The 15,045-nt window shown below is 69.9% G+C and carries 14 protein-coding genes and 1 tRNA gene; 10 read left to right on the top strand and 5 right to left on the bottom strand.

Features of this window, described 5'->3' with window-relative positions; genetic code table 11:
• The first annotated feature begins 95 nt into the window (after positions 1-95).
• On the top strand, positions 96-344 hold the full coding sequence (locus tag ACQG07_RS08650) for a type B 50S ribosomal protein L31 (RefSeq protein WP_056005588.1): 249 nt from the start codon (positions 96-98) through the stop codon (positions 342-344).
• A gap of 72 nt (positions 345-416) precedes the next feature.
• Here the strand turns inward: ACQG07_RS08650 and ACQG07_RS08645 are convergent, their stop codons facing one another.
• Positions 417-1,190 (bottom strand): 3'-5' exonuclease, encoded by a 774-nt coding sequence (locus ACQG07_RS08645; protein WP_426738030.1) that lies wholly within the window; start codon positions 1,188-1,190, stop codon positions 417-419.
• Positions 1,191-1,294: 104 nt separating this feature from the next.
• Between ACQG07_RS08645 and ACQG07_RS08640 the strand changes: the two genes are divergently transcribed.
• Positions 1,295-2,197 (top strand): alpha/beta fold hydrolase, encoded by a 903-nt coding sequence (locus ACQG07_RS08640; RefSeq protein ID WP_426738029.1) that lies wholly within the window; start codon positions 1,295-1,297, stop codon positions 2,195-2,197.
• A 4-nt stretch (positions 2,198-2,201) separates the two neighbouring features.
• Here the strand turns inward: ACQG07_RS08640 and ACQG07_RS08635 are convergent, their stop codons facing one another.
• Positions 2,202-3,104 carry a Sir2 family NAD-dependent protein deacetylase gene (locus tag ACQG07_RS08635; protein WP_079705976.1) on the bottom strand — a complete coding sequence of 301 codons (903 nt, stop codon included), beginning with the start codon at positions 3,102-3,104 and terminating at the stop codon, positions 2,202-2,204.
• Between the two features lie 138 nt (positions 3,105-3,242).
• Between ACQG07_RS08635 and ACQG07_RS08630 the strand changes: the two genes are divergently transcribed.
• Both ACQG07_RS08630 and ACQG07_RS08625 read left to right on the top strand, forming a co-directional pair.
• Positions 3,243-4,046, top strand: coding sequence for a TrmH family RNA methyltransferase (locus tag ACQG07_RS08630; RefSeq protein ID WP_426738027.1), 804 nt, complete (start codon positions 3,243-3,245; stop codon positions 4,044-4,046).
• A gap of 84 nt (positions 4,047-4,130) precedes the next feature.
• Positions 4,131-5,375 carry a D-alanyl-D-alanine carboxypeptidase family protein gene (locus tag ACQG07_RS08625; protein WP_426738026.1) on the top strand — a complete coding sequence of 415 codons (1,245 nt, stop codon included), beginning with the start codon at positions 4,131-4,133 and terminating at the stop codon, positions 5,373-5,375.
• A gap of 39 nt (positions 5,376-5,414) precedes the next feature.
• Here the strand turns inward: ACQG07_RS08625 and ACQG07_RS08620 are convergent, their stop codons facing one another.
• Positions 5,415-6,224: an SGNH/GDSL hydrolase family protein gene (locus ACQG07_RS08620; protein ID WP_079705978.1), complete on the bottom strand. Its 810-nt coding sequence runs from the start codon at positions 6,222-6,224 to the stop codon at positions 5,415-5,417.
• A gap of 148 nt (positions 6,225-6,372) precedes the next feature.
• On the opposite strand from ACQG07_RS08620, the gene ACQG07_RS08615 reads away from it, so the two are divergent.
• A complete protein-coding gene (locus ACQG07_RS08615) occupies positions 6,373-8,190 on the top strand; it encodes a DEAD/DEAH box helicase (RefSeq protein ID WP_229938898.1) in 1,818 nt (605 codons plus the stop codon).
• A 224-nt stretch (positions 8,191-8,414) separates the two neighbouring features.
• Here the strand turns inward: ACQG07_RS08615 and ACQG07_RS08610 are convergent.
• A tRNA-Leu gene (locus ACQG07_RS08610) sits at positions 8,415-8,498 on the bottom strand.
• 176 nt (positions 8,499-8,674) lie between these two features.
• Here ACQG07_RS08610 and ACQG07_RS08605 point away from each other — a divergent pair.
• From ACQG07_RS08605 to mshC, 3 genes are all read left to right on the top strand, one after another.
• On the top strand, positions 8,675-9,994 hold the full coding sequence (locus ACQG07_RS08605) for a M20/M25/M40 family metallo-hydrolase (RefSeq protein WP_124769377.1): 1,320 nt from the start codon (positions 8,675-8,677) through the stop codon (positions 9,992-9,994).
• 114 nt (positions 9,995-10,108) lie between these two features.
• The gene (locus ACQG07_RS08600) at positions 10,109-10,933 is read left to right on the top strand and encodes an undecaprenyl-diphosphate phosphatase (protein WP_079705981.1); all 825 of its coding nucleotides are present in this window, start codon (positions 10,109-10,111) and stop codon (positions 10,931-10,933) included.
• The gene (mshC, locus tag ACQG07_RS08595; protein ID WP_124769378.1) at positions 10,930-12,168 is read left to right on the top strand and encodes a cysteine--1-D-myo-inosityl 2-amino-2-deoxy-alpha-D-glucopyranoside ligase; all 1,239 of its coding nucleotides are present in this window, start codon (positions 10,930-10,932) and stop codon (positions 12,166-12,168) included. The genes ACQG07_RS08600 and mshC overlap by 4 nt, the downstream gene beginning before the upstream one ends.
• A gap of 46 nt (positions 12,169-12,214) precedes the next feature.
• Here the strand turns inward: mshC and ACQG07_RS08590 are convergent, their stop codons facing one another.
• Positions 12,215-13,141, bottom strand: coding sequence for a PAC2 family protein (locus ACQG07_RS08590; protein WP_064296958.1), 927 nt, complete (start codon positions 13,139-13,141; stop codon positions 12,215-12,217).
• A gap of 81 nt (positions 13,142-13,222) precedes the next feature.
• Between ACQG07_RS08590 and ACQG07_RS08585 the strand changes: the two genes are divergently transcribed.
• Both ACQG07_RS08585 and ACQG07_RS08580 read left to right on the top strand, forming a co-directional pair.
• The gene (locus tag ACQG07_RS08585; RefSeq protein WP_426738025.1) at positions 13,223-13,927 is read left to right on the top strand and encodes an HAD family hydrolase; all 705 of its coding nucleotides are present in this window, start codon (positions 13,223-13,225) and stop codon (positions 13,925-13,927) included.
• Entirely contained in the window at positions 13,924-14,988 is a 1,065-nt protein-coding gene (locus ACQG07_RS08580) for a tRNA (adenine-N1)-methyltransferase (RefSeq protein ID WP_274499964.1), read from the top strand. Before ACQG07_RS08585 ends, ACQG07_RS08580 begins: the two co-directional genes overlap by 4 nt.
• The last annotated feature ends 57 nt before the right edge of the window (positions 14,989-15,045 follow it).

The following is a 15,045-nucleotide window of genomic DNA, read 5'->3' as shown; positions in this document are numbered from 1 at the left end:
CGACCTTTGGCTCGCGGAGCCAAGAGCTTTCTGCCTCGTGCCTGGAGTTCCGAGCGCGGGTACTACCCACACCATCCACTCAACAAGGACTGCTGATGAAATCTGACATCCACCCCACGTACGAAGCCGTCGTCTTCCGCGACCTCGCCTCCGGCGCGACGTTCCTCACGCGCTCGACGGTCTCGTCGGGCAAGACGATCGACCTCGACGGCGTCACCTACCCGGTGATCGACGTGGAGATCTCGTCCGAGTCGCACCCGTTCTACACGGGTAAGCAGCGCATCATGGACTCCGCCGGTCGCGTCGAGAAGTTCAACCAGCGCTTCAAGGGCTTCGGCAAGTAGTCCTTCCGCTGGAATACACGAACGCCCCGATCCTCGGATCGGGGCGTTCGTCGTCGTGGCGAGCCGTACGGCTCAGATGCCGATGGGCAGCTGGTCCGCTGGGACGATGATCGGTGCCTCGGGCCGGGCGGCAGGGCGTCCGGTGCGGATGGGCCAAGCACCGTCGGCGATGAACTCGGGATCGCGCACGCGGCGCATGTAGGACTGGAAGCTCTCCGCCTGCTCGAGCGACCAGGTCCGCTGGGCCTCGTGTAACTCGTCGACGCTCGTCGGCAGGGCGTCGGCATGAAGCCGACCGATGGCCTGAGCGACGCGTCCGGCGGCGACGGCGTCCACCCCCGCGTCGTGCGCACCCTCGAGCGGAACGCCGTGTAGGGCGGCGACGACCTCGAGCGTCCGCTTGCCGCGCCGGAAGGTGTCGAGCCGCCGGTCGAGGATCAGCGGGTCGACGACGGGGGACGGGTCGGTGATCGAGGTCACCCCGTGTCGCTCCGCCTCGAAGTGCAGGAGGGAGAAGTCATAGGGCGCGTTGTAGGCGACCACCGGGGTCCGTGCGGCGAACAGCTCGGTGAGGACGGCGACGATCTCGCCGACGACGGCCGGTGCCGGACGCCCCTCCGCCCGGGCCCGCTCCGTCGTGACGCCGTGGATCTCGGCGGCGCGAGGGGGGATCTCGACCCCGGGGTCGGCCATCCACGACCACGAGCGTTCGACCGAACCGTCCGCGGTGATGACACCGACGAAGGCGGTCACGATGCGACTCGTCTCCACCTCGATGCCCGTCGTCTCGAGATCGAAGACCGCCAGGCGGTCCGTCCAGTGGGGATTCGCGTCGACCGTGTTCACGCCTTCACCCTATGACGCGCCTCCGACAGGGGCCTGTGCCACGCCGGGGCGGCACGGTCCGCATCAACGGGTGAACGCGGAGCCGGACTGCCTAGACTGAGTGGATGCCCGTCGAATCACCGTACGCCGACCAGCTCGACCGCATCCCCGTCCGGGAGCGCTCGCTCATCGTGGACGGAGCCGAGACCCGGTTCTGGGACTACGGCGACCACGAGGCGTCGACGACGATCGTGATGGTGCACGGGTTCCGCGGCGACCACCACGGCCTCGAACCGGTCGTCGCGCAGCTCTCCGGGTTCCGGATCATCGCTCCGGACCTCCCCGGCTTCGGCAGCTCGGCCCCGTTCCCCGAGGCCACCCACTCCGTCGAGGGGTACGCCGCCTGGCTGGGACGGTTCATCGAGGAGCTGCACCTGACCGGCCGTGTCGTCCTCCTCGGGCACTCGTTCGGCTCGATCGTGTCGAGCGCCGCCGTCGCCGGGGGACTCCGACCGGACGACCTCGTCCTCGTGAACCCGATCGCCGCCCCGGCGCTCCAGGGCCCTCGAGGTGTCCTGACGAGGCTCGCGGTCTTCTACTACTGGTCGTCCGCGAAGCTCCCGAAACGCCTGGGATTCGCCTTCCTCCGGAACAAGGGCGTCGTGCGCATCATGAGCGTCGCGATGTCGAAGACGAAGGACCCGACGCTCCGTCGGTGGATCCACGCCCAACACGACCAGTACTTCAGCGCCTTCGCCGACCGGGAGGTCGTCCTCGAGTCGTTCACCGCCTCGGTCAGCCACGACGTCAGCGAGTACGCCGACCGGATCCCGAGCCGCACGTTGCTCATCGCCGCCGAGCGTGACGACATCACGCCCGTGGCCGCGCAGTACGCGCTCGCGAAGCGGTTCGCCGACGCGCAGCTGCACGTCATCCCGCGCGTCGGACACCTCATCCACTACGAGGAGCCGCACGACGCGGCGCAGCGCCTCACCGCGTTCCTCGCGGACGACCGCACCGACGCCTGAGGCGTCAGGCGTCGGTCGCCTCCTGCGAGACGACGCTCGTGAATGCGGACGGGACCAGGCGGGCGGCGATCCCGGTGAGCGTCTCACTGGCACCAGCGTCGAGCTTCACGTCCGCGCGGCCGTCCGCCTTCGTGACGCCGCGGTTGATGACGACGATCGGCAACCGCTTCCGGCGGGCGAGTTCGAGGAGCCGGATCCCCGAGTTGACCACGAGGGACGACCCGGCGATCACGAGTGCGTCCGCGCCGCGCACGAGTGCGGCTGCCTCGGCGTACTTCTCCGTCGGGATGAACTCGCCGAAGAAGACCACGTCCGGCTTCAACATGCCACCGCAGACCGTGCACACGGGGACGACGATCTCGTCCACGCGCCCGACCTCGGCATCGCCGTCCGGGTTGATCGTCACGTCCGTCTCGGTGTCGAGCCACGGGTTCAGGTCCGTCATGCGCTCCGCGATGCTCGACCTGGCGTAACTCTGCCCGCAGGAGAGACAGCTGACGCGGTCCATCGACCCGTGCAGGTCGACGACGCGGCGCGAGCCGGCCCTGACGTGGAGGCCGTCGACGTTCTGCGTGATGACGCCGTCGGCGATGCCTGCCTCCTCGAGGAGCGCGATGGCCCGGTGGCCGGCGTTCGGGCGAGCGCCGTCGAACCGCTTCCACCCGAGGTGGCTGCCGGCCCAGTAGCGTTTGCGCGCGGCGTCGTCGTTGGACAGGAACTGGTCGACCGTCATGGGGGTCCGCACCGGAGCACCCTGGCCCCGGTAGTCGGGGATGCCGGAGTCCGTGCTCACGCCGGCCCCGGTGAGGAAGGCGACACGGCGGTCCGCGAGCAGCTCGATCGCCCGTTCGAGCCCGGCCTCGGCCGTCTCGTCAGCGGGATCCCCTGCTGCGATCAGCGTGCTCATGCCTGCTCCGTCCATCCGTCCGCGATGATCGGAGTGCTCCGGGCCATCGCTTCCCCTGAGTCTAAACGGCCTCGTTTTCGATCGTGTTCCCACTCTGGCAAGGTGGAGGTCGAACATCGCGTCGAGAGGACGTCTCCCATGCAGGTCATCCGGATCACCGATCTCGACGACGGACGACTCGACGACTACGCGCGACTGACGGACGTCGCCCTCCGCCGGGTGTCCGAACCCGCGGGTGGCCTGTACATCGCCGAGTCGACGAAGGTCATGGAACGTGCGCTGCGCGCCGGGCACCGACCGCGATCGGTCCTGCTGCAGGAGAAGTGGCTCGAGGACGTCTCGCCACTCCTCGAGGGCCACGACGTCCCGGTCTTCGTCGGCGAGCCCGCACTCCTCGAGCAGCTGACGGGCTTCCACCTGCACCGGGGAGCGCTCGGGGCGATGCACCGCCCACCGCTCGCCGACCCCGCCGAGCTCCTCGCCGACGCCCGCCGGGTGGTCATCCTCGAGGACATCGTCGACCACACCAACGTCGGCGCCATCTTCCGCTCCGTCGCCGGCCTCGGTGCCGACGCGGTCCTGATCACCCCGCGCTGCGCCGACCCGCTGTACCGTCGAAGCGTCCGCGTCAGCATGGGCACGGTCCTGCAGGTGCCGTGGACCCGCCTGCCGGAATGGGACGTCGCTTCCGGCGTCCTGCGGGATGCCGGCTTCGAGACGGCCGCCTTGGCCTTGGCCGACGACGCCGTGGACCTCGACACCTATGCTCGGACCGCGCCGGAACGGCTCGCCATCGTGCTCGGCGCCGAGGGCGACGGTCTGAGCGCCTCGGCCCTCGCCGCCGCCGACACGATCGTGACCATCCCGATGCTCCACGGCGTCGACTCGCTGAACGTCGCGTCGGCCAGCGCCGTCGCCCTCTGGGAGCTCCGGGTCCGCTGACCACGGTCCCACGCTGCTCGAGGACGCCCGGTCGGCGGCACGTCGCGACAGGGTACGCGCAGGAGCGCCGGGTAGCATGACCGGGTGCCACTCACGAGACGACAGATCTACCGCCGCCGCCGTCTCGCCGTCTTCGGCGTCCTCGCCCTCCTCATCGGGCTGTTCGGCTACAGCGCTGGCGCGCTGCTCCGTCCGGTGCCGGCCGCGGCTGCGACGCTCGAATCCAGCGACGCCCTCACCACCTCGCTCGTCCAGCAGACCACACCGGTCGCCTGGCCAGGGTTCGGTCGGGGCGCCATCGGTGCCGTCGGGTTCGACGGCGTCCTGAGTTCGAGTGGCGAGCAGACGCCGTTCCCCATCGCGAGCATCACGAAGACGATCACCTCCCTCGTCGTGCTGGAGGCCAAGCCGCTCGCCGCGGGGGATCAGGGCCCGTCCATCACGCTGACCGACGCCGACGTCGGGTTCTACTACGACACCATCGCGGAGAACGGTTCAGCGGCACCCGTCGTCGCCGGGTCGGTGTTCACCCAGCGGCAGATGCTCGAAGCACTGCTCCTCCCGTCGGCGAACAACTACAGCATCTCGCTCGCCGTCTGGGCCTTCGGTTCGGTCGACGCGTACCTCGACGCGGCGCGCGCCTGGCTCGATGCACGTGGGCTGACGGGCACCACCGTCACGAACACGAGCGGCCTGGGCGAGACGAACGTCAGCACCCCGAGCGACCTCGTGACCATCGGCAAGCTCGTGCTCGCCGACCCGGTGCTCTCGTCGATCGTCAAGGAGCCCACGGCGGTGCTGCCCGCCATCGGCGAGGTCGAGAACACGAACGCCCTCCTCGGCCAGTACGGGGTGACCGGCATGAAGACGGGGACCGACGACGCCTCCGGCGCCTGCCTGCTGTTCTCCGCCGACCTCCAGGCGGAGGGGCGGACGGTGACCGTCGTCGGCGTCATCCTCGGCGCCGACGACCACACCGTGCTCAACGAGGCCGTGGTCTCCCTGTTGCAGAGCGTGCCGGCCGGATTCCACCAGGTCCAGCTCGCCACCGCCGGGCAATCGGTCGGCTCGTACTCGACCGCATGGGATCAGGCCGCGAAGGTCGTCGTGGCGTCCGACGCCTCCGTGCTCGTCTGGCAGGACACCCCGATCACGGTCGAGAGCCGCGTCAGAGCCATCGACGCCGGTGCCGCCGGTTCGACGGTCGGGAAGCTCAGCTACACCGTGGGAGCGGGCGCGGAGGGTGGTGCGGCGACGATCGACGTCCCGCTGGCCCTCGACGCGGACGTCGCCCCGGTCACGCCCTGGTGGCGCCTGACCAACCCGTGACCGCAGCAGACGCCGGAGCCCGGGTGATCGGCCGGACGGTCAGACGTCGAGTTCCTGGTCCTGCGCTGCGACCGTGAGGAACGGGCCGGCGAGCGGTCGCTTGGCGGTGATGTGGTCGCCGGACGACTGGTGCCGCACCCGACGGAGCACCCACGGCACGAGGTACTCACGCGCCCAGGCGAAGTCCTCGGTCCGGGCCTGACGCCAACGCCTGACGGGGAGCGGCTCCGGCTGCAGCGGCTTGAGGTCGTTCTCCACGTTCAGCGCGTGCAGGACGAGGCGGGCGACCTCATGGTGGCCGAGCGCGTTCAGGTGCAGGCGGTCCGGCGCCCACATCCGCGGATCCTGGATGGCCTGGAGTGCCCACTGGTCGGCGATGATGCAGTCGTGTCGGGCGGCGATGGCCCGCAGGTTCTCGTTGTAGATCGCGACCTTGCCGCGGATGCTGCGGAAGACGGGAGAGAAGCCGACGTCCACGCCGGTGAACAGCACGACCGTCGCTCCGTCGCTCCGGAGGCGGATGATCGCCTGCTCGAGTCGTCTGGCGATGTCGTCGGGGTCGGTGCCGGGCCGGATCACGTCGTTGCCGCCCGCCGAGATCGTGATGAGGTCCGGGTGCAGCTCCAGGGCGGGCTCCACCTGGTCGTCGAGGATCTGCTGCGCGAGCTTGCCGCGCACGGCGAGGTTGGCGTAGGCGAAGTCCGAGTTCTGCGCGGCCAGCACCTCGGCGACCCGATCGGCCCACCCACGGTGCCCGCCCGGCGCGCCCGGCTCGGGATCACCGATCCCCTCGGTGAACGAGTCGCCGATGGCGACGTACCGCGACCAGGGATGGTGCTGTTCGGTCATGGGTGGTTCCTCCTGCTGTGCATCCGGAACCTCCAGCGTACGCCCGCCCCTCGGCTGGCGGATCAGTCGCGAGTCGGACATCGGGATGGGTGTCGAGGCCGCACACGATGGTCGGCGGTGTCGGTGCGGCCGGGTACAGTGGTCTCCAGTGAACGCGGAAATCTCTTCGACCCAGCACCTGGGCGGGTCCGCAGCCGAACACCTCTCACCGGCCTTCCCGGAACGCGCAGCGTGGGGCACGGCGAGCAAGCTTCGAGCCTGGCAGGCCGAGGCGCTCGAGCAGTACTTCACGACCGAACCCCGTGACTTCCTCGCGGCGGCGACACCGGGCGCAGGCAAGACGACGTTCGCGCTACGGCTCGCCTCCGAACTCCTCCATCGCGGCACGATCGACCGCATCACGGTCGTCGCCCCGACCGATCATCTGAAGCGCCAGTGGGCCGAGGCCGCGAGCCGGGTCGGCATCCGCCTCGACCCGAACTTCGCGAACCGCGACCAGGTCTTCGGCCGCCACTACCACGGTGTCGCGGTCACCTACGCCCAGGTCGCGGCGAACCCGCCCGTGCATCAGCGCACGACCGACTCGGGTCGCACCCTCGTCATCCTCGACGAGGTCCACCACGGCGGCGACGCCCTGAGCTGGGGCGACGGCATCCACGAGGCCTTCTCGCGGGCGACCCGTCGGCTGTCGCTGACCGGGACCCCGTTCCGGTCCGACACGGCACCGATCCCGTTCGTGGTCTACCAGCCGGACCACCAGGGCATCCGGACCTCCGTCACCGACTACAACTACGGGTACGGTCGCGCGCTCCAGGACGGGGTCGTCCGTCCGGTGCTCTTCATGGTCTACGCCGGTCACATGCGCTGGCGGACCAAGGCCGGCGACGAGATGGAGGCCCGTCTCGGCGAGGGCAACACGAAGGACATCACGTCCGCGGCCTGGCGCACCGCCCTCGACCCGCAGGGCGACTGGATCCCGGCGGTCCTGAAGTCCGCCGACCTCCGGCTGTCCGAGGTCCGTCAAGCGGTCCCGGACGCCGGCGGACTCGTGATCGCCACCGATCAGACGACCGCGCGAGCCTACGCGGCCATCTTGCACGAGCTGACGGGGGAGCAGCCCACGGTCGTCCTCTCCGATGAGAAGGAGGCCAGCGATCGGATCGCCGACTTCTCGGGGAACACCAAGCGCTGGATGGTCGCGGTCCGCATGGTGTCGGAAGGCGTGGACGTCCCACGACTCGCCGTCGGCGTCTACGCGACGTCGTCCGCCACGCCGCTGTTCTTCGCGCAGGCGATCGGGCGATTCGTCCGGGCACGTCGACGCGGCGAGATCGCGAGCATCTTCCTCCCGAACGTGCCGAACCTGATGGCCCTCGCTGAGAAACTCGAGCTCGAACGTGACCACGCACTCGACCGCCCGAGCGACCCGGACGCGGAGGGCGACCTCTTCAACCCGGAGGACGCGATGATGGCGGCCGCGGAGCGCGAGGACAAGGCTTCCGACTCACTCCTCGAGGAGTTCACCTGGCAGGCCGTCTCCTCGGACGCGCACTTCGACCGGGTGGTGTTCGACGGCGACGAGTTCGGCGAGCTCGCCCAGCCGGGCACCGAGGAGGAGTTCGACTTCATCGGGTTCCCCGGGCTCCTCGAGCCTGAACAGGTGCACGAACTGCTCGTGCAGCGCCAGAGCCGCCAGGCCAAGCGCGGGGCGTTCGTCGACAAGAACGCCGCCTCGCCGAGTCCGCAGGCGGACATCCCCGCTCCGCTCTACCGCACCCTCAAGGAGCAGCGCCAGGTGCTCAACACCCTGGTGGGCCTTTACGCCAAGCACACGAAGGAGCCGCACGGACTCGTGCACGCGGAACTGCGACGCGTCTGCGGCGGGCCCGCCGTGGCACAGGCGAGCGTGACGCAGCTGCAGTCACGCATCGACCTGCTCCGGCGTCGCCTGGGTCACGGGCACTGAGGACAGCGCTTCTCCGCACGCGTGCTCCTGCTTCGCGGTCGGCCCGCCGGAGCTGCCCTTCGACAGGCTCAGGGACCGGCGGTGCAGGCTCAGGGACCGGGGGAGGTGCGCCGGTTCTCGCTCTGGCCGAAGACGATCTCGGGTGTCCGCGTCTCGTGGAGTCCGGCGGGAAAACAAGAACGGCCGGAGCTTTCGCTCCGGCCGTTCGCCGTCTCAACACGGTGTGCGCGAAGGGGGACTTGAACCCCCACGCCCGTAAGGGCACTAGCACCTCAAGCTAGCGCGTCTGCCATTTCCGCCACCCGCGCGTGTTGTGATCGTGTCCGGCTTTCGCTGGGCACGAGAAGAAACTCTAGCACGGATTTCGACAGCCGTTCACCACCTCGTACGGCCAGACGAAGTTCCCGACGCCCTCCGGCCGTGCGCCGACCGAGCAGAACAGGGGAGAGGTGCAGCGGTCAGGGCCGACGGGTAGCGTGGAACCATGACCTCCGGCTCAGACGCATCCGACCTCACGCTCGACGAGACCACGCGGATCGCGCGGGACCTCATCCGCATGGACACGACGAATTACGGCGAGGGCCGCTCCAACGGCGAGACGGAGGCGGCCGAGTACGTCGAGGCATACCTCCGCGACCTCGGACTGGAGCCGGAGCTGATCGACGCCGCTCCGGGCCGGACCAGCGTGGTCGCACGGGTCACCGGCGCGAACCCCGAGAAGCCGGCGCTCGTCGTGCACGGGCACCTCGACGTGGTGCCCGCCGACCCCGCGAACTGGTCGGTGGACCCCTTCGGCGGCGAGATCAAGGACGGCCTGCTGTGGGGACGCGGGGCCGTCGACATGAAGAACATGGACGCGATGATCCTCGCGTCGCTCCGCGAGATCCTCGGCAGCGGCCGTCGCCCGGAACGCGACCTCGTGATCGCGATGTTCTCGGACGAGGAGAACGGCGGCGTGTTCGGCTCGCACCACCTCGTGACGGAACGACCGGAGCTCTTCGCCGGCGCGACCGAGGCGATCAGCGAGGTCGGCGGGTACTCGATCACGTTCGGCGGACGCCGCTCCTACCTCCTCCAGACCTCGGAGAAGGCCCTCGTCTGGATCAAACTGGTCGCGACCGGACGAGCGGCCCACGGATCCCGCTACGTGCAGGACAACGCCGTCACCCGCCTCGCGGAAGCGGTGGCGGCCATCGGACGCACCGAGTGGCCCGTCCGACTCACCGACACCACCGAGCAGCTGCTCCGTGAGATCGCCACCATCCTCGGCACCACGCCCGAACGGCTCGGCCCGGACGAGCTCGCCCTCGCGACGGGTACGGCCTCCGGCTTCATCCAGGCCTCGCTCCGCACGACGAGCAACCCGACCCTGCTGCAGGCCGGGTACAAGCACAACGTGATCCCCGATCGCGCCGAGGCGCTCGTCGACATCCGCACCCTGCCCGGCGAGGAGGACGCCGTGCTCGCGCGCGTCGCGGAGATCGTCGGTGAGGACATCGAGATCGTCGTCATGCACCGCGACATCGGCCTCGAGACACCGTTCTCGGGTCCGCTCGTCGACGCGGTCGTCGAGACCCTCGGGCGCCATGACCCCGGCGCCCCGGTGCTCCCGTACATGCTCTCCGGCGGTACCGACAACAAGGCGCTCTCGCTCCTCGGCATCACCGGGTACGGCTTCGCTCCGCTGCGCCTGCCGGAACACCTGGACTTCCCCGCGATGTTCCACGGAGTCGACGAGCGCGTGCCGCTCGACGCGCTAGGGTTTGGCAGGCAGGTCCTCACGGACCTTCTCCTCGACTACTGACTTCCCACGGTCCGTCTCCGCGCCCTCCGAGCCGCGAGACGCTCCAGGAGCCGCCCCGCCGACGACTGCCGGATCCGGCCGAATACCAGCCATCCGGCTGCAGAAAGGTGCCCTGTGGACCTCATCAACGCCATCATCCTCGGACTCGTCCAGGGACTCACCGAGTTCCTGCCGATCTCGTCGAGCGCACACCTGCGCATCCTCGGCGAGTTCCTCCCGGGGGCGAAGGACCCTGGCGCGGCGTTCACCGCGATCACCCAGATCGGTACCGAGGCCGCCGTCGTGGTGTTCTTCTGGCGCGACATCGTCCGCATCATCTCCTCCTGGTGCAAGGCCCTCGTCGGCAAGATCCCGAGGGATGACGCCGACGCCCGCATGGGGTGGCTGATCATCATCGGCAGCGTCCCCATCGTCGTGCTCGGCCTGTTGTTCCAGGACGAGATCGAGACGACCTTCCGCTCACTGTGGATCGTCGCGATCATGCTCATCGTGTTCGGCATCCTGCTCGGCGTCGCCGACGCCGTCGGAGCGAAGAAGCGACGACTGAAGAGCCTGACCTACCGCGACGGCGCGATCTTCGGAGGCGCCCAGGCCCTCGCCCTCATCCCCGGTGTCTCCCGCTCCGGTGGCACGATCACGGCGGGGCTGTTCATGGGCTACGAGCGCCGTGCTGCGGCGCGGTACGCCTTCCTGCTCGCGATCCCCGCGGTGTTCGGCAGCGGCTTCTACCAGGTCTTCAAGAGCATCGGCGAGCCGAGCCCGTACGGACCGGTCGAGACGCTCGTGGCCACCGTCATCGCGTTCGTCGTCGGCCTCGCGGTCATCGCCTTCTTCATGAGCTACATCTCGAAGCGCAGCTTCCTGCCCTTCGTCGTCTACCGCATCGTGCTCGGCGTCGTCCTGCTGGTGCTGCTCGGCACGGGCGTGATCAACGCGTGAGGGCCTGGTCCGCCCCGGTCGTCCCGCAGCTGCCCGGCTCCGGCACGGCCCCGTGTCTCTGGGACACCCCGAGCGCCGGGCTCATCGAGGCCTCCGCCGAACGCACGGCGCGGTTGTACGTCTGCGGCATCACGCCCTACGACGCGACCCACCTCGGCCATGCGTCGAGCTACCTCGCCTACGACACCCTGCAGCGCGTCTGGCTGGACGCCGGCTACGAGGTGCACTACGCCCAGAACGTCACCGATGTGGACGACCCGCTGCTCGAGCGGGCCACCGCGACCGGCGTCGACTGGGTCGAACTCGCAGCGAGCCAGGTCGAACTCTTCCGGAGCGACATGGAACGCCTCAGCATCCTTCCCCCCGAGGACTACGTCGCGGTCACCGAGGTCATCGGACCGATCGCCGACGCCGTCGCGCTACTCATCGAGCGCGGTGTCGCCTACACGGTCGCCACCCCGGACAGTGCCGCCGGAGACGACGTCTACTTCGACGTGCGCGCCGCGGCCGACGACGTCTGGCACCTCGGTGCGGAGAGCGGGCTCGACGAGGCGACGATGGCCGCGTTCTTCGCCGAGCGCGGGGGAGACCCCGACCGCGCCGGGAAACGCGACGCCTTCGATCCACTGCTCTGGCGGGCGGCGCGCGACGGCGAGCCGAGCTGGGAGTCACCCGTCGGCCAAGGACGCCCCGGTTGGCACATCGAGTGCTCGGTCATCGCCCTCCAGCACCTCGGATCCGACTTCACGGTCCAGGGTGGCGGCTCCGACCTCGTCTTCCCGCACCACGACCTGAGTGCCGGGCACGCCGCAGCGCTGTCCGGTCGCCCGCTCGCCAAGGTGTTCAGCCACGCCGGCATGGTCGCCTACGAGGGCACGAAGATGTCGAAGTCCCTCGGCAACCTCGTCCTCGTCTCACGCTTGGCCGCCGACGGAGCAGACCCCTCGGCCATCCGACTCGCGATCCTCGCGAACCACTACCGCAGCGACTGGGAGTGGCACGACGAGCACCTCGTCCTGGCCGATCGCCGGCTCGGGACCTGGCGTTCGGCCTTCGCGACGGACGCCGCGAGTGGAGCGTCCGCCGTCGAGCTGCTGCAGGCGATGCGGGTCCGACTGGCGGACGACCTCGACACCCCGGGTGCCATCGCACTCGTCGACGCCGCAGCGACGACCGGCGTCGACGACGCCGACCTCGCGCGGTCGGCCGTCGACGCGCTCCTCGGCGTTCGCTGAGCAGGACGACGGCTCACCGGAGTCGCGCGACTGCGAAGGGACCGGGTTACTCGCGGTCCTTCCGCCAGGGCTCGTCGCCCTTGCCCTCGTCCCGACGGAGGTACCGCTCGAACTCCTTGGCGATGGCCTCGCCGCTCGCCTCGGGCGACTCGACGGTGTCGCGCGCCTGCTCCAGCTGCTGGATGTAGGCGGCCATGTCCTCGTCTTCGGCGGCGAGCGTGTCGATCCCGCTCTGCCACTCGCCGGACTCCTCGACGAGGGCTCCGCGGGGGATGACGACGTCGATGAGCTCCTCGAGCTTGTCGATCAGCGCCAGGACGGCTTTCGGGGAGGGTGCGCTGTGCACGTAGTGGGGGACCGAGGCCCAGACCGACAGACTCTGGACGCCCTGCCGCTCGGCGGCGTCGGCCAGCACACTGAGGATGCCGACCGGCCCTTCGTACGTGCTGCGCTCGAGCTGCAGGGCCTGCCGCAGCTCCGCGTTCTCGCTCGACGCGAAGACCGAGATGGGTCGCGTGTGCGGGACGTCGGCGAGCATCGCACCGAGCATCACCATGCCGGTGATGCGCTGCTCGGTGATCACGGCGAGGATCTCGTCGACGAACGCCTTCCAGCCGCGGGAGGGCTCGGCGCCGAGCAACACGTAGACGTTGTCGCCGCCGCCCTCGCTGACCCGGAGCGCAGCGTCCTCCGCCAGAGGGGTCGCGGGCTTCGCCGCTTCGGGGTCGGGCCCCGAGATCGTGGTACCGGGCCAGGTCAGGGACCGTTTGCCGTCCTCGTCGACGCCGACCGTCGGCCGGTTGAACTGGTAGTCGTAGTAGGGCTCCGGGTCGATCTCGAGCAGCGGGCGGAGGGCGAGCGAGTCGCGAAGCACGCGCACCGCGCCGCTCGCCGCCTCGCCGGCATCGTTCCAACCCTCGAACGCCACGACGAGCAGGCGACCGCCCAGCGGCTCCTTGGTGTCTTCCGTCACGTCTCACTCCTCGGTGCACGGGGACCTTCCGCGACCATCCATCCAGGATAGGCGCTTCACCACCCGGTAGCATGGCACCCCGTGACCACTCTCCTCCCTGCCGCAGTCCTCTGGGACATGGACGGCACCGTCGTCGACACCGAGCCCTACTGGATGGAGGCCGAGACCGAGCTGGTCGCGGCCCACGGTGGCACCTGGACCCACGAGGACGGCCTCCTGCTCGTCGGGAACGGCCTCTGGGACTCGGCCGCAGTGCTCCAAGGCCGCGGGGTCGCGATGGACGCGGACACGATCGTCGCCCACCTCACGGACCACGTGCGGCGCCTCATCCAGGAACGCGGCGTCCCGTTCCGTCCCGGGGCCCAGGAGCTGCTCCACGAGCTCCGGGAGGCCGGCGTGCCGACCGCACTCGTCACCATGTCGATCCGGTCCATGGCCGAGGACATCGCGAGCGGCATCCCGTTCGACGCGTTCGACCTCATCGTCGCCGGCGACGAGGTCGAACAGCCCAAGCCCCACCCGGACCCCTACCTCAGGGCCGCCGAGGCACTCGGTGTCGACCCGCGCGAGTGCATCGCGATCGAGGACTCCGCCACCGGTCTCGCGTCCGCGCTCGCGGCTGGGACCATCGCCGTGTCGGTCCCGCACATCGTGCCGATCCCCGAGGGCCCGCACCACACCACCTGGGACACCCTCGCCGGGCGCTCCGTCGCCGACCTCGCCGAGCTGCGCTCGACCGCGAGCGGCTCCACCAACCACCCCGAGACAGAGGCAGCACAGCGATGAGCGCGAACCACCAGCCGGCGAACAGCGGGCCCTTCCGCGAGGGCGACCGCGTCCAGCTGACCGGACCGAAGGGGCGGAAGAACACCATCACGCTGGAGGCCGGCAAGGTCTTCCACACGCACCGCGGGATGATCGAGCACACCACGATCATCGGCCTGCCGGACGGCAGCGTCGTCGCCAACACCGAGGGCATCGAGCACCTCGCGCTCCGGCCGCTGTTGGTCGACTTCGTGATGTCGATGCCTCGCGGTGCCGCCATCATCTACCCGAAGGACGCGGCCGAGATCATCGGCCAGGCGGACATCTTCCCCGGCGCGACGGTCGTCGAGGCCGGTGTCGGTTCCGGCGCGCTCTCCCTCTGGCTCCTCCGGGCCATCGGACCGTCGGGCAGGTTGGCCTCCTTCGAGCGTCGGGACGAGTTCGCCGACGTCGCCCGCGGCAACGTCGCGACCTTCTTCGGCTACGACCCGCAGAACTGGTCGGTCACGGTCGGCGACCTCCAGGAGACCCTGCCCGACACGATGCCCGCTGAATCCGTCGACCGCGTGGTGCTCGACATGCTCGCACCGTGGGAGTGCCTCGACGTCGCGTGGGAGGCGCTGAAGCCCGGCGGCGTGATCCTCTGCTACGTCGCCACCGTCACCCAGCTGTCCCGGGTCGCCGAGGCGATCCGAGGGACGGGCGGCTTCACGAACCCGCAGTCGAACGAGACGATGATGCGCGGGTGGCACGTCGAAGGGCTCGCCGTGCGACCGGACCACCGGATGATCGGACACACGGGCTTCCTCATCACCGCACGGAAGCTCGCGCCCGGTACGGTCCTGCCCGAGCTGAAGCGACGCGCCTCGAAGAGTGACTTCAGCGCCGAGGACGTCGAGCTGTGGACGCCGGGCGCCCTCGGGGAACGCTCCGCGAGCGCGAAGATCCTGCGGAAGCGCGCCAGGAGCGCCGGGGCGAGCGCAGAGCTCTCCCGTGCGCGGGGCCTCGACGGCGAGAGTGCGGGGCCCGACGAGTCGATCGAACCGTCCGCCGCTGAACCGCCGCTCGGCGACGATCGTTGACCCCGGTTCACGTCGACTAAACTGTGCGACGGCGACCTGCCGTCCCACCCGTACCAC

Origin of the sequence: Plantibacter sp. 2H11-2 (genome assembly GCF_050031945.1) — a bacterium.
Taxonomy (GTDB): Bacteria; Actinomycetota; Actinomycetes; order Actinomycetales; family Microbacteriaceae; genus Plantibacter; species Plantibacter auratus.
Note: the sequence above shows the minus strand (reverse complement) of the source record. Positions and strands in the feature narration are given on the sequence as shown.